At 45.9% G+C, this 17,852-nt stretch carries 13 protein-coding genes; 3 read left to right on the forward strand and 10 right to left on the reverse strand.

Translation table 11 applies throughout. From position 1 onward, the window contains the following. Positions 1–3: 3 nt before the first annotated feature. Positions 4–456, forward strand: a complete 453-nt coding sequence (locus RID09_RS12495; RefSeq protein WP_446336265.1) for a thioredoxin domain-containing protein — start codon at positions 4–6, stop codon at positions 454–456. Positions 457–508: 52 nt separating this feature from the next. On the opposite strand, the gene RID09_RS12500 is transcribed toward RID09_RS12495, so the two are convergent. From RID09_RS12500 to RID09_RS12535, 8 genes are all read right to left on the reverse strand, one after another. Beyond that, positions 509–1,435 carry a pentapeptide repeat-containing protein gene (locus RID09_RS12500; protein ID WP_446336266.1) on the reverse strand — a complete coding sequence of 309 codons (927 nt, stop codon included), beginning with the start codon at positions 1,433–1,435 and terminating at the stop codon, positions 509–511. 76 nt (positions 1,436–1,511) lie between these two features. After that, entirely contained in the window at positions 1,512–1,976 is a 465-nt protein-coding gene (locus tag RID09_RS12505) for a QcrA and Rieske domain-containing protein (protein WP_446336267.1), read from the reverse strand. A 23-nt stretch (positions 1,977–1,999) separates the two neighbouring features. Continuing rightward, the gene (locus RID09_RS12510) at positions 2,000–3,748 is read right to left on the reverse strand and encodes a cytochrome c biogenesis protein (RefSeq protein ID WP_446336268.1); all 1,749 of its coding nucleotides are present in this window, start codon (positions 3,746–3,748) and stop codon (positions 2,000–2,002) included. A 42-nt stretch (positions 3,749–3,790) separates the two neighbouring features. Next, on the reverse strand, positions 3,791–5,578 hold the full coding sequence (locus RID09_RS12515; protein WP_446336269.1) for a cytochrome c biogenesis protein ResB: 1,788 nt from the start codon (positions 5,576–5,578) through the stop codon (positions 3,791–3,793). 298 nt (positions 5,579–5,876) lie between these two features. Beyond that, the gene (locus RID09_RS12520) at positions 5,877–6,473 is read right to left on the reverse strand and encodes a GDSL-type esterase/lipase family protein (protein WP_446336270.1); all 597 of its coding nucleotides are present in this window, start codon (positions 6,471–6,473) and stop codon (positions 5,877–5,879) included. Positions 6,474–6,611: 138 nt separating this feature from the next. Then, positions 6,612–9,557, reverse strand: coding sequence for a DNA polymerase I (gene polA, locus RID09_RS12525; protein WP_446336271.1), 2,946 nt, complete (start codon positions 9,555–9,557; stop codon positions 6,612–6,614). A 210-nt stretch (positions 9,558–9,767) separates the two neighbouring features. Further along, the gene (locus RID09_RS12530) at positions 9,768–10,514 is read right to left on the reverse strand and encodes a PEP-CTERM sorting domain-containing protein (protein ID WP_446336272.1); all 747 of its coding nucleotides are present in this window, start codon (positions 10,512–10,514) and stop codon (positions 9,768–9,770) included. A 486-nt stretch (positions 10,515–11,000) separates the two neighbouring features. Beyond that, positions 11,001–11,777 carry a PEP-CTERM sorting domain-containing protein gene (locus tag RID09_RS12535; protein ID WP_446336273.1) on the reverse strand — a complete coding sequence of 259 codons (777 nt, stop codon included), beginning with the start codon at positions 11,775–11,777 and terminating at the stop codon, positions 11,001–11,003. Between the two features lie 957 nt (positions 11,778–12,734). Here RID09_RS12535 and RID09_RS12540 point away from each other — a divergent pair. Together RID09_RS12540 and RID09_RS12545 are read left to right on the forward strand one after the other, a co-directional pair. After that, positions 12,735–12,920 (forward strand): NblA/ycf18 family protein, encoded by a 186-nt coding sequence (locus RID09_RS12540; RefSeq protein ID WP_446336274.1) that lies wholly within the window; start codon positions 12,735–12,737, stop codon positions 12,918–12,920. 529 nt (positions 12,921–13,449) lie between these two features. Then, the gene (locus RID09_RS12545) at positions 13,450–14,331 is read left to right on the forward strand and encodes a universal stress protein (protein ID WP_446336275.1); all 882 of its coding nucleotides are present in this window, start codon (positions 13,450–13,452) and stop codon (positions 14,329–14,331) included. A gap of 388 nt (positions 14,332–14,719) precedes the next feature. Here the strand turns inward: RID09_RS12545 and RID09_RS12550 are convergent, their stop codons facing one another. Both RID09_RS12550 and mrdA read right to left on the reverse strand, forming a co-directional pair. After that, complete coding sequence (locus RID09_RS12550) at positions 14,720–15,718, reverse strand: GAF domain-containing protein (RefSeq protein ID WP_446336276.1); 999 nt, start codon at positions 15,716–15,718, stop codon at positions 14,720–14,722. 191 nt (positions 15,719–15,909) lie between these two features. Further along, positions 15,910–17,703, reverse strand: a complete 1,794-nt coding sequence (mrdA, locus tag RID09_RS12555) for a penicillin-binding protein 2 (RefSeq protein WP_446336277.1) — start codon at positions 17,701–17,703, stop codon at positions 15,910–15,912. Between the last annotated feature and the right edge of the window lie 149 nt (positions 17,704–17,852).

A 17,852-nucleotide genomic window follows, 5' to 3' on the forward strand; every position in this document is an offset into this window, starting at 1 on the left:
GTCATGAAAATAAAAAATGTTTTGCTCAACTTTTGCGCGATCGCCTGTTTTATTTTAACCCTTTTTAGCTTCATTTATCCTGCTTCTGCCTTATCTTTAAGAAGTCCCTCCAGCCTCACCGGATTAGTTGAACTCAAGCACCTGGCGAAACAATCTGTAGCTTACTCTACTGCCCTCAAAAACCCTAAACCGACCCTCATTGAGTTTTACGCTGATTGGTGTACTACCTGTCAAGCGATGGCTCCCACTATTAAAGCGTTACATGACAGCCAATCGTCTCAAATCAACTTTGTGATGCTCAACATTGACGATCCCCAATGGTCAGAGCAAATCCAACACTATAACGTCAGGAGCGTTCCTCAATTTACCCTGGTTTCCCCTCAAGGCATTCCCCAAAAAACCCTTTATGGCAAAGTTCCTAAAGCTGTTTTAGCCAACCTTTTACAGCAATTATAGAGTGAACAGTTAACCGCAAATTGTGGGTATTATCCCCCCTATAAATATAAGTTTAATCGGGAATATTTAAAGCTCCGTGATGGTGTAGCCATTCTTTCTGTTCAGCCGTCAAGCCTTGAGCATCAGTAAACACCGCCCTCGTCACAACACAATTAGAAAAATCAACATTTTGCCAAATTGTTTTCTCTAAATTTGCATCTTGTAAATTGGCATTAGTAAAATTAACTTCTGTAAAATGAGTTCCTTCTAAATTCGCCGAAAGTAAAGACGCATGATTAAAATCAACGCGAGTTAATTGAGAATGGGTTAAAGTAGTACTGTATAAATCCGAACCCCGTAAAATCAGATCGATCCACTGACAAGATTTACCTTTGGCTGCCATTAAATCTGCTTCTGTGAGATCAGAATTTGACCAACGACTATGAGTTAAAAGAGCCTTCACAAGGTTAATTTGTTGCCCTGATATTTCACCCAAAGTAGCATCCATGAGATTTACTTCCCGTAAAGAAGCATTACTAAAATTCGCCTGAAACAACTGAATACTCGTCAATTTTGCTTTAGAAAAATTCGCACCGCTAAAATTTAAGTTTATACCGCGAGCAACTTCTAAATCGGCTTCAATAAAATGGGAATAGGGTGCTTCTAAACGGTCTAATTTTGCGTCACGTAACTTCACCTTATGAGCTTGCACTGCTCTAAAGTTTGCTCCCGTTAAATTCGCACTGGTTAAATTTGCATTTTCTAAATTAGCGGCAGTTAAATTCGCCTCAGACAAATCCGCAAAAATTAAAACCGCTTGGGTAAAATCTGTTTGCTGGCAAGACGCTTTCGCCAAATTTGCGCCGCGTAAATAAGCCTGTTCAAAATTAGCGCGATTCAGTGTTTCTCCGTGGAGGTCAATGTGACTGAGTTCTGCTTCTTTAAACTGTTTGCCTTGTTTTAACTGTTGTAGGAGTTCTTGGGGCGTTAAAACTGTCATTACTACAAAGTCCTTTGGTTCCTAAAAAAAGTAGGGTGGGCAATGCCCACCAGCATACCAGTCAGTGACATTCAAATTAGGAGACTTTCACCAGTACCCAATCATCTTCAGTTTTGACTTCATAACTGGCTAAGGGTTTCGTTGCAGGACCAGAAACCACTTCTCCAGACGCATCGAATTGAGAACCATGACAAGGACAGTCAAATCGGGTTGCTTCGGCGTTCCAAGCCACAGTACAACCTTGATGGGTGCAAAGAGGGTTAAAGGCAGCGATTTCTTGGCTTTGGGGCGATTGGATGACCAGGACATCTGCCATTTTATCGAGGATACGACCTTCGCTTTCGAGGTCTTGGATTGTTCCCACCGCCTGGAAACCATCTTCTCGTACTGAACGGTCGATTTCGGGTTCTGCTTCTGTATTGGCTGCGGGTTCGGTGGTGGCTGTTTCTTCTTCATCATTGTTACAAGCGGCTAAGACCAGAGGAAAAGAACTAGCTAGCATTCCGATTCCTGTCCAACCTAAAAATTGACGGCGATCCATTGTTTTTACCTCGTTATTTTTTGTTATTGATGGTTGGTTATGGGTTGTTTGTTGTTGGTTGTTTGTTGTTGGTTCTCAACAACTGATGACTGTTGACTGATGACTGATAACTGGATACTAGAAAACCACTTTTTATGGCGGATGGTAGCGGCGAGGACGAACAGTAAATCTAAGCCCACGATACTTGCAACCATCAATTGCGACCCGCCTGTGGTGAAGCCATAGCTGTGTAATCCAGTTCCGAGGACGAAGTTCACACCGTACCACGCCATGAGAACGGCATTAAAGCAAACCACAGCGGCGACTCCCATGCCAAAGTGACTTAACCAGCCTACCAAGCGACCGTGAAGGGGAACGAGATAAGCAAGGAGGGCAATCAACGCCCAGGTTTCTTTCGGGTCCCAACCCCAGAAGCGACCCCAGGAGAAGTGTGCCCAAATGCCACCGAGGATAATGCCTGTGGTGAGTAACAGAACACCCACTTGGAGTAGGGAGTAATTCCACCCGGAAAGCTGGCGAATACGACCAGTCGCTTGGGGGGCGAGGAGGTAGTGACCCAAGATAATGTGACCAATCCCCATGCTGAGGGCAAAACAAGCGTAACTGAGGGTAATGGTGGGAACGTGAATACTCAACCAGAAGTTATCCCGGAGGACGGGGACGAGGGGCTTGATACTGGGGTCGAGGACGGCGGGTAAACCGTCAGCGAGAAGGAGACAGACCACGGAGAGGGGGGCGGCGGCGAGGAGGTAGTATTTGGCTTTGTAGATGAGTTCAAACAGGAGGGCGAGGAGGGCAACCCCAAAGCCGACCCAAATCACGGATTCATACATATTGGTGACGGGAGGTCGTCCGGAGATGACCATGCGTTCGAGGAAGCCGTAACCTTGAATCCCTAGACCAACGGTAAAGATACCTATTGCACCCCAGTAGAAGTTAAATTTCTTGAAGCAGAGAACCGCTAACATGACGCAGAAGGCAGCGATATAGACCCGCCAAGCCTTAGCAAAGGGCTGGAGGGAATAAAAGTTCACTTCTCGTTGTAGGGGGGCGGAGGTGGGGTAAATTTTGGGGCTGAGGGAACGAATATCTTGTTGCAGTTGATTGGCAATATTCGCGATCGCGCCAGTATCTTCAGATGTGAGACGATAGGTTTGGCGCAGGGACTGGTACTCGTCCACAATGGGTGCAATTGCTTCAGCCGCGTAGTATTGTTGGGCATCTTCTAAGCTGACCCAAGTGCCTTTGGGGTCGTTGGGGTGAGGAATCAAAGGCAAGTTATTGTTCCCGACGGTTTGCAGCATCAACGCGAGGCGATCCTCGATGGTGAGGGCTTCTTGGTCGTCGCGAGTGAGGTCGAGGTCAGCGATTTGTTTTTGGCGGGCTTGTTGCACTTTTGCCCCCAAGCCAGACCGTATCAGTTCGGCAAACGTGAAGTATTTGCGTTCGGGGTCGAGACCGATGTCTGTTTTGAGGGGGCGGTAGTTAACGAGGATAAAGGGTTCTGCGTTCCAATCCCGGTCATTAAACCAGAGGGAAAGGTAGGTGTTGAGGGTGTCGAGTTTCTGCCCGGATTGGGGGGTATAGGTGGAACGACCGTGAATTTGGGTGACGGTTTCTTTGGCGACGGCGTAAAGGGGCTTTTTGCGTCCGTCGAGTTGGACGGCTAGGGTTTGGACGCTGTTGAGGGGGTTGCTGTGGAATTGGTTGAGGGGAACGATGAGGAGGGTAATGCCTAAGCAAAAGCCGACAAAGAATTTAAGCAGTTTCATGGGTAGTTGATATTAATGGGGATAAGAGGGGGATTGAATGGACTAGGATTTCAAGGCTGAAAGTTGGGGTTCAGGTTCGACGGGGTTTTCTGTCTCGGTGAGGACGGGAATTTGTTGCAGTTTTTTGGCTAAGGCGCGACCGTAGAACAGGGTGGCAATGCCGAGAATGACTAAGGTCGATCCCGTCCAAGTGGTGGCTGTGACCCAGAGGGGTTCCCGTTTGACTTGCAGGGTAGATTGACTTAAATCGCCGGGGTTCCAGGAGGCTTGGGCGATTTTCCAGCCTCGATACCAAGTGGGGTGATTCATCCAGACGGTGCGATTGACGGCGGTTTGGGTTTCGGGGTCGAGGATGCGGATTTTGCTGGTCCACATAGCCACGGATTCTGACCCTTCGTTGCGTTCGACGATAAAATCATCTAAAGCAATGGCGAAGGTTAATTCGAGGAGTTTGGGGGTAAAGGCAGCGAACATTTCACCGTTAGGGGTGTCGATGGCGGTGGGTTCGCCCCAAGGTAACCAGGTTGGTTGAGAATCGGGGGTTTGAACCAATAATGCAGGAGTCCCAGAGGCTTGCGTCGCGGCGACGGGGATGACTTGACGCTGGACTTGCGCGTGAGGAGTATAGGCAGCAAAGGTGATTTGGAAGTCTGCCCAACCGGGACGAATAGTATCCCCAGGGGCGATCGCGCCACTGTGAAAGTCACGAGAGGATTTAGCGGCGTAAAATAGCTGTCGATCGGGGGCGACGATTAAGCGAAAGTAATCATCGGGTTCTGAGGGTGTGAAATTGTAAGCAATGGCGACATTTTCTGCGGCTTTTCCCTCAATTACAGTACGAACAGGAGGAATCTCCGGTTTTCCGAAGACAAACCATCGTTCCCGACCTTGAGAAGACATGAGTTCGAGTTGTACCGCAGGATTATTGAGTTCCTCTGAAACACTACTCGGTTGATTGTCGCGGTTGAGGCGAAAGTCGGACCAAAAGTTCTTAACCGTGAGAGTTACATGGTCATCGAGTTTTTGCGATTGGTTAAGGTGGGTGGCAATATCGAGAGAATGGGATTGATTTTGGGTTTGAATTTGTAATGTTCCCCAAGGATTTTTGACGTTTTGCGGGGGGTGCAGGAGTTGTTGTAATTCTGATTGATTTTGGGGTTGTACAATTTCTAGGATTGCCGGACCGATGGGAACTTGACTATAAGCCGTGGGCGCGATCGCGAGCCATCTTTCGAGTTTTTGGTTCATGCGATCGCTGCTTAATAATAACTGAACTGCCGGATTTTCAACCGTAGCGCCTTCGACAAAACGAACAGTTTTGACGGTATTTTTGCTATATTTTTCTAAGCTTAAATTGGCAAGTTTAGGCGGGGTAATTCGTCCATCAGCATGAACAAAAACATCAGTTTTTCGGAATTCTTGATTCGGCATTAATACTTCCAAAATGTCGCCTTCTAAGCGGATTTGATTATTCGCCCCGGCATCCGTTCTGACTAAAATCATGCCTTCTACACCGAGGTGAATCACCGCCGCCGAACCGATGATAATTACGACTAAACCAAGGTGAGTCAAAGCAAAACCAATTTTACGCGCCCCTCGCCACGGATAGCGCGTTAAGGCAGAAAATGTGAGGTTTAAGGCAAGTAAAAACATTAATGCCCCAAACCAAGGACTTTTATAAACGTCTTGTTGGACTAAACTCGAACCTACTTGAGATTCATAAAAGGTTGCCCAAATTAAAATACTTGTAATAACGGCGAGTAACGGAATCGCAAATTTAATCGAGCCACAGAATTTCAAAATCTGTTTGGGAAAAACGAAATCGGGCATAGTGTGAAAATGAACTCTGACAATGCCCTTCAAGTTATCGGCTTCAACTCAATTATTTTGTAGCCAAATTTGCAAAGAGCGTTTAATTATGAATTTACTGCATTTAAATCATGCATTTTGCGAATAATCTGGAACCGCAGTAACCGTCACAAATTCAATATTTGTCATTCGTCATACTCAAGGGAACACCAAGTAAGCTACGTCATATCGTGTCCGGTGGAATACTTACACTATCGGTGGAGACAAGGCAGAGAGGAGGCTTCGGACATTCGGCGAGCGCGATCGCAGATGAATAAAATTACCGAAACCACGCTTGCCAAGCCTTCCAACGTTGCACCAATTCTGCCATCTGCGAGTAACCCGATGCGCTGGGATGAGCGCCGTCATAAGCAGCCACTTCATCCATCCAAACCTTTGAGGCTTGTAGAGAACTAAATACATCTAAATAAGGAATAGACAACTGATGACAAACCTCAGCAAACTGTTGGGATAATTCAGCGGTTCTCATATTTTGCCCCCGATCAGCAATTGGTGGTGGACTGACCATCAACACAGGGAATAATCCTTTCGCTACTGTTAAAATTTGATTGGCATTTTTTACAGAATCTTTGAAAGGAATCCGACCTTTACCCTGTTCAATAGTCGTATCATTCACGCCAAAGGAAAAAACAATTCCACCGTCACATCCCTCTGGTAAACGTCGAGAAGCTTCCGGTAACCAACGAGTTGAAATATCAGCACTGGTTTCTCGCCGTATGCCTAAATTGTAATAAGTTAAGTCATACCCTTGCTTACGGATAGCTGCACAAATTCTTCCTGTCCATCCTAGATATTCAGGATCACCAGTACCATTCACGAAAGAGTCACCGACAAAGCAAACTCGCTTTATTGTCATTTGTCAAAACACTGATTTCACGGATTTATTGTCCAGATTGGGGTAGAGAGGTGAGAGCTTATTCACACTGATTACACGAAAAGGTGAGCAACCAACTTTCTCACTGCTTCTGTGCTTCTGTGCTGCTCCGCCTCATTTCTACTTCGCCTCCATCCAATTTTTCCCTGCACTCACATCTACCACCAAAGGTACAGTCAACTCAACCGCTGATTCCATCGTCTCTCGGATTTTTGGTTCCAACTCCTCCCATTCATCCGGTGGAATTTCAAAGACTAATTCATCATGCACTTGCAATAGTAACCGCGCCTGGTAATTCTGTAAAACCTCATGCATTTTTACCATGGCAATTTTGATAATATCAGCACTAGAGCCTTGAATCGGAGCATTCGCGGCGGCTCTGAGTAACCCAGCGTCATATTGATCGATTCCCTTAAATTCATCAAGATTAATCTCTTTAGGATTTTTCCCTTTAGCCTCGCGCAGTCTGTTGCTATTGAACTCAAAGTAACGCCGACGACCTAAAATAGTCTCCACATAACCGTTCGCGATCGCGTCCCGTTTCATTTGCTCCAAATACCCGAAAACTTTGGGATAACGCTGCTTCAATCGGTCAATAAACTCCTTTCCTTCCGCCGCCGATACTCCCGCTTCCCTAGCAAATCGCTGGGGTCCCATACCGTAAATCACGCCAAAGTTAATCGTTTTACCCAATCGCCGTTCGTCTGGTGTTACGGTTTCTTTCTCAAACAATAACTTCGCCGTTACCGCGTGAATATCCTGATTATTCCTGTATGTTTCCACCAGTACAGGTTCTTGACTCAGATGTGCCAAAATGCGTAACTCAATTTGGGAATAGTCTGCTGATACTAACAACCAACCCGATTCAGGTAAAAATGCTTTACGAATTTGGCGACTAAACGCCGTCCGAATTGGAATATTCTGTAAATTAGGATTCGATGAAGATAAACGTCCAGTACTGGTTATGGTTTGATTAAAATCCGTATGCACTCGCTGGGTATTTTCATCAACCAGTTTCGGCAATGCATCAACATAGGTGGATTTTAATTTAGAGAGGGTGCGGTGTTCGAGAATAGCATCAATAACCGGATGATCCCCTTGTAGTTTTTCCAATGTGGTATGATCTGTTGAGTACCCCGTTTTCATTTTGCGTGACTTGCGGCGGTCAAGGTTAAGTTTTTCAAATAGTAACTCACTTAACTGTTTAGGAGAGCCTAAATTAAATTCAACTCCTGCTTCTTGATAAGCGTTATGTTCAATGTCTGCGAGTTTTTTTTCTAGGGATTCCGAGAGTTCTTTGAGATAAGCCGTATCAATCCGAATTCCCTGATATTCCATCTGGGCTAATACAGGTTCTAGAGGTTGTTCAACTTTCAGCAACAACTTTTCTAGCGCTGGAATTTCCTCCAGTTTTTCTCTAAGTTTTGGAACCAGTTGAAACGTGGCATAAACTTGCATCCCGCAGTAATTTGCCACTGTTTGACAACTCAGTGCAGCAATAGTTTTTCCTTTGGGGATCTTTAAATCTTTGTAGCTTTCTAGCCGAATTTGTAAATAACGCTCAGTCAAACTATTAAGGTTATGACTATTATCTGGATTGAGGACATAACTGGCTAACATCGTATCCATGACTACCCCAGCTAGTTTAATCCCCTGAGTTCGCAGCACCAGACGGTCAAACTTTACATTTTGTAGCACTTTGGGATAGCGATCGCTCTCTAAAATAGGACGGAGTGCTTCTATAACTCTCTGTTGCTCTAAATTGTCACCTTGCTCATGGGCGATGGGGATATAGGCAACTTCTGCTGGTTCGATTCCCCAACAGCAGCCAATTCCCACCAATTCGGCGTTCTGTGGCTTTAAAGCGCTGGTTTCCGTATCCCAAGCCACTGGAGTTGCGGAGTTAGTGCAGTTTTTCAGGATTTCGACAAGCTGCTCCAACTTATCTTTTGTGTCGATAATCTGAGGTTGAATTGGACAACTGAGTGCAGTTTGCTTCTGGTAGTCTTCCGTTTCATCGGCTGTCCAGAAAGAAAGATCAGGACTACTGTCTTCAACGGATGGTTCTGGTTCTGTCCCCGTCTCTTCCACGACGTTTCCACCAAAACGCTGCTGGAGTTCGTCAATTTTACTCAGAAAAAACTCAAACTCCAACGTTTGCAAGAGGGGTTTGAGGACAGAGGTATCAAATCCCTCTAACTTCCCCGCCTCTAACTCTACATCCACAGGTGCATCAAACTTCAATTGCGCTAAATACTTAGAATGTTCGGCATCTTGTTTTCCCGTTTCCAGCTTAGTTTTTACTGCGCCTTTAATCTGATCAAGGGATGCATAAATGCTTTCCAAGGAACCAAAATCATTCAGCAACTTAACCGCCGTTTTTTCACCAATTCCCCTCACTCCCGGAATATTATCGGATTTATCCCCACAAAGAGCTTTGTAATCCACCACCTGTTCGGGTGTAATACCCAGTTTATTTTTTACCTCTTGGGTGCTATACTCTTGGATTCCTGTGGAACTGCTACGCTTCAAATCCTCCTTGCTAAGATAGAGAACTGTAATCGGCTTTTGCGGATCGATGAGTTGAAACAGGTCGCGATCGCCGGTTACAATTTTCACCTGATACCCTTCATCAGTCGCCCGATGTGCCAAGGTGGCTAACACATCATCAGCCTCGTAACCAGGTACTGCCAAGACGGGTAAATTCAACGCCGTCAGCAATTCCTTCAGATTTTGCAAATCTGGGATAAAGTCTTCTGGTGTTTCCGGTCTATCGGCTTTATAGGTATCGTCAGCTTCGTGACGAAACGTGGGCAATTCTAGGTCAAACGCCACCGCCATCGCCTGAGGTTGCTGAGAACTGATCACCTCTAACAGGGATTTGAGAAAGCCAAAACACACGCTGGTAGGTATCCCTGTCTTTGTTCGCAATCCACCTCCTTTAATGAAGGCATAATAGGAACGGAAAGCCAGAGAATGACCGTCAACCAGGATAAACAGGGGTTTCTCTGTCGTTATGGGTTCAGCAGAGGGAGAGGAGTTAGGCACAGGCTTTGATTGAGACATAGCCCCATTTTACCGAGTTGCATCTGCCTGTACAGGACTATTCTTTGGGTGAGTTTTTCGGAGCAGACTATCAAGCCATCAAACGAGGACGCAGGTTTTACCGTTTAACCACTATGAGTAGGGGTACGACATGTCGTGCCCCTACTCTAGACATGTCGTACCCCTACTCTAGATCTCGATTAAACGGTTTTTGATTCACACCGTCAGCAATTACCGCTTAACAGATTGACGGCGACGGCTGATGAAACCTAGCGCACCCAAACCGAGCAATGCTCCCACTGTACCGGGTTCAGGAACTGACGCTGGAGCTTGCGCTTTTACAACCCAATCTTGGAAGTCATAGTAGAATTCACCACTAGCAAGAGGGAAGCGAGTATCTTCTAGACCGATGAAGTAGTATCCTGGATCAGATACAGTTATAGGTGGGTTCGGATTAGCTTGATCAGTCAAGCTGGGGAATGTGTAACTGTCTAGCTGAGCCACCCCAAAAGCAACAAAGTTTTTGCCGCCGCCGCCAAAGCCACGATCCCACACTCCAAACTGATATTCAACGCCCTTTTCAAAGGTGTACTCAACAGTACACGGAACACTGATCGTGATATCACAAGTCCCCAGCCAGTCATTAATGAAGGCACTATTGGGCTGATCAAAGGATATTCCATTTCCCTCAGTAAATAGCGCCGTAAAGTTCCCATTGGACATGAAGCCAAAGTCTGAGAAAGCAGCGCCTCGGGAGCCTAACCCATTTGGAGCCAATACACTGAATTCGTAGGTTAAGCCATCACCAGCGAATACATTGGTTTTGTGGGGGATTGTTGGAGCTGTACCCGTCACTGGGCTATCTTCAACGATATCAATGCCTAGGAAACTAGCAGCTTGCGCCGGAGCACCAAAGGAAACTAGGGCAGTAGCTGTAGCAGCCGCGATACTTAGGGTAGAAGTGAATGGTAATTTCATAGTATATCCTTAACTGTTAAGGCTTTAATTCTAGATTAGAGCAGATAATAGGAATCTAAACTGTGAAGAATTATTGCGGTGTGGGAAGACTTAGGCAGAAGCCGATGAGCTGAAGCTATTCGGAGCTACCCTGTTTTTCTCCCCTGATTACATATTAAACCTTAATAAACTCTCGTATAGATAATCGTCCACCTAAAGGGGGGTTTTCATCAACTCTTTATCAATTTCCCCATCTATATGAAGCTTTCATGAAGAAAGACATCGGCTTTAGTCGGATTTTGCCCTGCTCTGAGAATATTAAGCGAGGTAGAGTAACCCAACTTATCTGGTTACAGCAGATTTAGTGGTTGATGAGGTACAGTATTCTAAGCCAGATCCCCGACTTCTTGAGGAAGTCGGGGATCTGTTTGTGTACCTCACTTACTTGAAAAGCGCTGTAGCTGGAATGTTGCGTGCTTTCCCTGACATGCTCCCATCTCTTCCTGGTTATTTTACAGTTTGGCGGCGACGACTGATGAAGCCTAGCGCACTTACGCCCAACAACGCTCCAACTGTACCGGGTTCAGGTACGGACACATCTGTTACCTTCACTACCCAGTCCTGGTAGTCATAGTAGTAGTTGGTAGAATCTTTCTTGAACATCCCATCTTCCATACCGAGGAAGTAGGCATTCTTCTCAATTACAGTCACGAATTTATCGGGATTATTCGCCACATATTCCGGCGTCATTAGGTTCGGGTAAAACTCGTCTGTCTCTTTGCTAAAAGTATAACTATCTTTTTGGGCGATCCCGAAGCCAGAAAAGTTGCTAGCACCACCGCCGAAGCCACGGTCTAATAACCCGAGCTGGTATTCTACACCTTTATCAAAGGTATATTTGAGGGTACAAGGTTGACTGATACTGATATTGCAAGTACCTAACCAATCATTGTTCCGGTTGGAGCCAGGATCATATTTCTTCAAGTCTTCTGTAAACAGTGAAGTGAAAGCTCCCCCAGACATAAAACCGAAATCAGAGAAAGTCGCACCTCTGGAACCTAGCCCTTGTGGAACAACAACACTAAATTCGTAGGTTTTGCCATCACCTATGAATTTTTGAGTCCCATGGGGAATGGGCATTGGACCGATACCTTTCATAAAAGGGCTATCATCGATAACATCAACGCCTAGATTAATAGCGGCTGCAGGAGCGGCAAAACTTATTAGTAGGGCAGTAGCTGTAGCGGCAGTGAGACTTAAGGTAGAAATAATTGGCAATTTCATGGCAGTAGATCCTCCCCTTGAGGATTTAATTTTGGCACATAGAATAGTTGAAAGAAAAATTTAGATTTTTTGGAATTGTCCTGACTTGAGAAGAGTTAGGCTTAAGTTGATTACCTGAAACTCGTGAAGTCTATGTTTTTTTCTCTCATGGTTACATTTTAGAATGCAATAAGCTATTGTCTAGAGGCTTTCCCCCTTAAAGGGACAATTTTTATCAACTCTTTATCAATTTCCCCATTTATATGAAGCTTTTATAAAGAAAGACACTGATGAGTATAAAGTAACAACGAGTCATGAACGTCTAGAGTGGTTTTCTGTCAAGTTAGATACACTCCAGGGAAAATGATGGATGAGACATTCATCCGAAAGCTTTACGGTAAAACACTTCTGGCTTTCAATGTAGCGGTACTTCTGGAAAGCTTTATCAATCTTGAGATTTTTGGGAAGGATTGACCACGCTCAGAGCAACTATTAGCGTAGTGACAATCCAACAGCGACAGGAAATCACGGTGGCTTCAACCCGACAACAGACCTGCCCACTTGATAACTATATATTAAACGATACTTATGTATTAAACGATACTTGTATCTGGTATAACAAACGCTAAAGCATCAAATTCGTAGGAATTAGAGCCGTTTAACTCCAGTATGGCAATGATGTCAAAGTTTGCTGATGTTCAGTAAATATACTCAAGCAACTGTTCACCTTGAGCAGTTTGCTCTAGGAACAAGCTGATACAACTGCCTCAATCCAAGAGCGGAAACTTTTCCCAGGGGTTCTCCATCTTGGGATTTAAGAGAAATCTTCATTTGGAGGTATGGTCAATTTGTCAAACAATTGTTACTATTTTTAATATAGCTTGGGAACCCTTGACCCGTTCACAGAACCTAGCCCTTGCCAAATGGCAGCTTGGGTCATCTGAATGTCCATTGTTTCTAGCATTTGAGGAGATAACCATGTCCCAACCCATTCAACTTTCCCTAGAGCAACAATTTAATATCCGCTCGTTTGAAACCCAGGTGCAGAAAATGAGCCGTGAGCAAGCTCAAGACTTTCTCATCAAGCTCTACGAGCAAATGATCATGCGTGAGAATATGTATAAGGAGTTTCTCAAGCATGAATGGGGTCTAGAACCTAGTTAAAAGTACGAGCAGTAGCCCTTATGTAGTGGGCGACCTCCGTCTCTTGCTCGGTTCCTGCGGTGGAAAGGAGCTGGGGATGCTGGGGCGTCAACTCTATATTTTGGCTTTGGTAGGTTAGGGACTGTTGAAGATTGTCCTTTCTGCTTGCTTTCAGGTGTACTATTAACCTAGGAAAATTGGATTAGATTAGCTTGAAGTATTCACTCTCTCAAACACACAACGCCACATCAGTGAAAAGGGAGTGCAGCGAATAGGCAGAAATGATTAGCCTAAAAATAATTTAGCTACATTGAGCGAAAATACTCTTGTCCTCATTTATGATTGGACAGCGAACTGATGTAGAGCTTGGATAGTTTAGAGCAGACGGCGTTCAACAACACCATTGTTGATTTGCCTGGTATTGTCTCAAAGAAAAAGCAAAAGTTAATCATAGACATCCTCCAAGCGGTAAGCTTGAATCCGTAAGCAGCCCAACGCCAAACTTGTTTTGCCTCTGGGATCTGTGATAAAAAAACAATTCTCCTATCCTATGTTTCAGCGTTGCTTAATTTGCACCGATTTTGCCGACGGTTTGTATCGGTTAGTCGAGTTTGTACCCAGTTTAGCGGCTAATGGTATCCAAAAGATTATCTTTCTCCATAGCGTACCGTTGTGGGAGGAAGGGGAAATTCCCCGGATAGATGAGGAAGGAATTGCCCGCGCTCGCTCCCGCCTAGAAGCTGGATTAAAGACTATACCAGAGGGCGTGGAGGTTCACATCGAAGTTATCTCAGGGCGTCCTTTAGATAATATACCCAAAGTTGCCAAACGCTACGACGCCGATGTGATTCTGATGGGGATGGAAAGCCGCAATTTTTTACAAGAAAAGCTTTTTGGTAGCACTACAGCCGGATTAGCGAGGAGTTCTACCATTCCACTCCTGATTCTGCGTCCCCAACTGATTTCGACTTATACCTGTGAAGAACTCGATCTGCGCTGTCAACATCTATTCCGCTATTTTCTAATTCCTTATAATGGCGGTAAGGCGTCGGAGTATCTCTTGCAAAAGGTGAAAGCTTATGCTCAAAATCGCCCCGATCGCTCACTCTCTGAATGCTTGTTAATATGGGTGATTGAAGAAGTGGGACGTAAACCCGTATCGAAGGAGCAACAGTTGCAAGTAGTCCAGGAGAAGCTCAAGCAGATTAAAGCTGACTTAGAAGCGCTGGGTTTGCAGGTAAAGACAGAAGTCCGCGTCGGTAATCCTTATCTGGAAGTTTTAGAGGCTGGGACAGTTTTTGACATCAGCGCGATCGCGGTTTCCTCGGAAACAATCGGCAGTATTATTGAATTACCCATCCGTAGCTTTGCGGGAGAGTTGATGCGGCGTAGTTGGCATCCCGTTCTCTTCTTTCCGCCGCCACCGAATTAGAGTCTGCTGCAGGGAGTCTTGTGGAGGGGTAGGGAGCAGGGGGAGCCGGGGGAGCCGGGGAAGCCGGGGAAGCCGGGGAAGCAGGGGAAGCCGGGGAAGCCGGGGGAGCAGGGGAAGCCGGGGGAGCAGGGGAAGCCGGGGAAGCCGGGGAAGCAGGGGAAGCAATGATACATTTTCCCTGATAGCGGTGCAAGGGTATGAAATGGTTTTACCCTATTTCCTTGAAGATGATCCAATGTCCATGCTACTCAAAGCCTTGATAGATAAGGGTTTTGCCGTTGTGCAGCAAGCCCGAATTAAGTCAAAGACTTGAATAAAGGGCGACCCCTTGCAGATTAAGTGGACTGGAGTTGTTAATTGATGTCAGCGGGTCGCCCCTAGAGAAGGATTATAATAGCTTAGCTAAGCTCTGCTGTAGCTGTTTCTCTCGCTGCCTGAGTTCAGCAATCAGCTCATCTTCTCTCAGGACAACACCACCTCGGGTAATTTTTTGATTCGTTTGCAGTTTGTGAGCCAGTTGATGACAGAGCTGACATTTCCCTAAGATACCCATAATTGATGGGGCAAACTTGGCAAAAACGAATTCATCTTCCGAGGTAAACCCTTTCTTGTCAATTCGCTGGGATAAGTCTTCGTTAGAGTTTGAATTAGGTTTGAGCTTGTTAATGAATTGGGCAACAGCAACAACGTCTTTTTGCCGATTCAATAGGGGCCAAGCCAGAATCGTATAAGTGCGGTAACCTGTTTTTCTATCCGTTTTCTTCGCTTGTTCTGAACGGGGGTCGTCGTAGACATCAAAGGGAATATTGATCATGTTTGATGAGCGAGCAGCCAGACCAACAATCCCCTTGTTCATTGGGATATCAATGATTAGGGAACCCCCTTTCCCATCCTCAGCAATTAAAGAACCTACTTCCTCCTTGTGCTGATCGATTAAAAAGATACTGGTGCGATCGGCACTCAGCAAGTCTCCCGCTTTACGGGTGATACGACCTAACATTTCACAAAGAGTACGTACCAGATCCTGTAACGCTTTATCAACCGTTACTTTTTGGGCAAACAAACTGGAGTTAAGTTTATTTTCACCCGAATTGAGAGCTAAACATAAAGAGGTTAACGATGATTCTTTTCCCTCCAAGCCAGCTACTTCTCGCCAATCCAATCCTAATAGCTGACAAATTTGCAGGAAATTGAGCTGATTAACCGGCTGACCTTTGAGAAAAAGATTATTAATTACAATAGGTAGGGAACGACCTAACTGTTCAGCTAGCTCTTGCTCTTGTCCGTTACTCTTATATCTCCAAGCTTGTTCGACAGCTTGGAGATATTTAGGATGCACACTCAATGTTTTTGACATATAGGAGCAGCGGAAATCTAACGTAATCATACAATAACTTTCCCGGAACTAGCATCAGCCAATTGGCGTAAAATGAATACGTTATTTGTCTTAGTACAGCATAGAGGATTGGGGATTGGGGAAAATTCCTCCTTGTCTCCCCCTGCTTGCCATAGTTCCACACCTTACGTCTGGAACAAGCTTCCCCTGCTTCTCCCACTCCCCCACTCTTGACACCCGACCTACTTTGCCTTTGCCTCGTCCGGGGACTTGGCATCAAAGTAAGCTTCCAATACCTGCTTAACCATTGGTGCAGCTACGGAACCGCCACCGCCACCGGAATGCTCAGCAAAAGCCACTACAACAATCTCAGGTTTATCAAAGGGAGCAAAGGCACCAAACCAGGCGTGAGGTTTTCCTGGTGGCGCTTCTGCCGTGCCACTCTTTCCAGCTACCGGAGGTAAATGAGGCACATTTAACACTTGCCCCGTACCACCAGCAACCACGGCTCGTAATCCCTTACGCAGGGTTTCTGTAGTTGAAGGTTTCATCTCCATCGACACTCGCCACTTGTCCACCGGCTCATTGTCCTTAAATAAATGCGGTTTAACTCGATAGCCACCATTAGCCGGAACGGCAAACATGACCGCCACTTGCAGGGGGGTTGCCTGAGTAAATCCCTGACCGATGGACATATTCACGGTATCCCCAACTGTCCATTCCCAGTTAAAGCGCTCCCGCTTCCAGGCATCATCCGCAATCAAACCGGCAGCTTCTTCAGACAACTCAATTCCTGTTGGTTGACCAAATCCATAGTTCCTCGCCCATTCAATCAAAGTAGGTCCACCTACCCCTTTGCCAATTTGACCATGAAACGTATTACTACTCCACGCCATAGCTTGCTGGTATCCCAACGGACCAAAACCTGCACGGTTCCATTCGCCAAAGGATGTACCCCCAACATTCAGTGCCGCAAAGGTTTGCAACACGGTACTCGGTCCATATTTTCCGGACTCCATACCGGCTGTTTGGGTCACCACCTTAAACGTACTCGCCGGTGGAAACCCACGCATCGCCCGATTGACAAAGGGATTTCCTTTCCCTTGCAATTGCTTCCACATGTCTGGGGTAATCCGGCTGGAGAAAATGTTGGGATCGAATGTGGGACGGCTAACCATGGCTAAAACCGCTCCATTTCTGGGATCAATGGCAACAATCGCTCCCTTTTGATTGCCCAATGCGGCTTCGGCTGCCTTCTGAGTCTTTAAATCGAGAGTAATTTGCAGATCTTTACCCGATTTTGCCTCTTTCTCACCCAAAATTCTCAGAACTTGACCCGCACCATCGACCTCAACTTGCTGACCGCCCCATTCTCCCCGCAGGGTTGGTTCAAAGGCTTCTTCAACCCCCATCTTGCCGGCAACATCACCCATGCGATAACCGTTGGCGCGGCGTTCTGCTAGTTCTTGATCATTCAGTTCACCGGTGTATCCCAAAACGTGAGCAGCTAAATCCCCATTGGGATAGTCTCTTACCGCTTCGATATCCACCTCTATCCCATCTAGTTGATGACTATACTCCTGTAAAGCGGTGATTTGGGCAGGTGAGAGACCCCGTTCAATTCGGATCAGTGAGGGTGAATTAAAGCCAGCTCGTTCGACCCGTTTTTGAATCTCCTCTTCCGGAATAGTTAACAGTTGGGACAAACGTTGGCGCGTTTGGGGCCATTCGGCTTTTTTCAGCGCCACGGGCCACAAAAACACGGAATGAGACAAGCGAGAACTGGCTAGCACTTTGCCCTTGCGGTCAAAAATATTGCCCCGCACCGGCTGCTTCGGCACCAGCCGAATCCGGTTATTTTCAGCCAGTTGTCGGTTACGTTCTCCCTGAACCAACTGTAAATACGCCAGACGAGAACCCATGGCTCCAACGAGGAACAAGCTGATAATCAGCATGACAATAACCGATTGGTAATTTCGTCCAACGGTACGGGGTGTCGTTTGGCGACCTACGGAATAGGGCTGAACTACGGTCATGGTAAACAGCTTCTCAACTCTCTTCAGTAATTTGTACTTAGTCTAGTGTTGATTGTGACGCTTTTTTCACAAAAGTGGCTTATCTGTCCCAAACTAGGTCGTTAACCCAGTCACACAAGGTGAAATAATAGCGCATCCTTTCCGAGAAT

It is taken from the genome of Coleofasciculus sp. G1-WW12-02 (assembly GCF_040219735.1).
In the GTDB taxonomy this organism is placed as follows: domain Bacteria; phylum Cyanobacteriota; class Cyanobacteriia; order Cyanobacteriales; family Coleofasciculaceae; genus Coleofasciculus.

Coding starts and splice junctions, on each gene's coding strand:
- RID09_RS12495 (WP_446336265.1), top strand. CDS start 4: ATGAAAATAAAAAATGTTTTGCTCAACTTTTGCGCGATCGCCTGTTTT.
- RID09_RS12500 (WP_446336266.1), bottom strand. CDS start 1,435: ATGACAGTTTTAACGCCCCAAGAACTCCTACAACAGTTAAAACAAGGC.
- RID09_RS12505 (WP_446336267.1), bottom strand. CDS start 1,976: ATGGATCGCCGTCAATTTTTAGGTTGGACAGGAATCGGAATGCTAGCT.
- RID09_RS12510 (WP_446336268.1), bottom strand. CDS start 3,748: ATGAAACTGCTTAAATTCTTTGTCGGCTTTTGCTTAGGCATTACCCTC.
- RID09_RS12515 (WP_446336269.1), bottom strand. CDS start 5,578: ATGCCCGATTTCGTTTTTCCCAAACAGATTTTGAAATTCTGTGGCTCG.
- RID09_RS12520 (WP_446336270.1), bottom strand. CDS start 6,473: ATGACAATAAAGCGAGTTTGCTTTGTCGGTGACTCTTTCGTGAATGGT.
- polA (WP_446336271.1), bottom strand. CDS start 9,557: ATGTCTCAATCAAAGCCTGTGCCTAACTCCTCTCCCTCTGCTGAACCC.
- RID09_RS12530 (WP_446336272.1), bottom strand. CDS start 10,514: ATGAAATTACCATTCACTTCTACCCTAAGTATCGCGGCTGCTACAGCT.
- RID09_RS12535 (WP_446336273.1), bottom strand. CDS start 11,777: ATGAAATTGCCAATTATTTCTACCTTAAGTCTCACTGCCGCTACAGCT.
- RID09_RS12540 (WP_446336274.1), top strand. CDS start 12,735: ATGTCCCAACCCATTCAACTTTCCCTAGAGCAACAATTTAATATCCGC.
- RID09_RS12545 (WP_446336275.1), top strand. CDS start 13,450: ATGTTTCAGCGTTGCTTAATTTGCACCGATTTTGCCGACGGTTTGTAT.
- RID09_RS12550 (WP_446336276.1), bottom strand. CDS start 15,718: ATGATTACGTTAGATTTCCGCTGCTCCTATATGTCAAAAACATTGAGT.
- mrdA (WP_446336277.1), bottom strand. CDS start 17,703: ATGACCGTAGTTCAGCCCTATTCCGTAGGTCGCCAAACGACACCCCGT.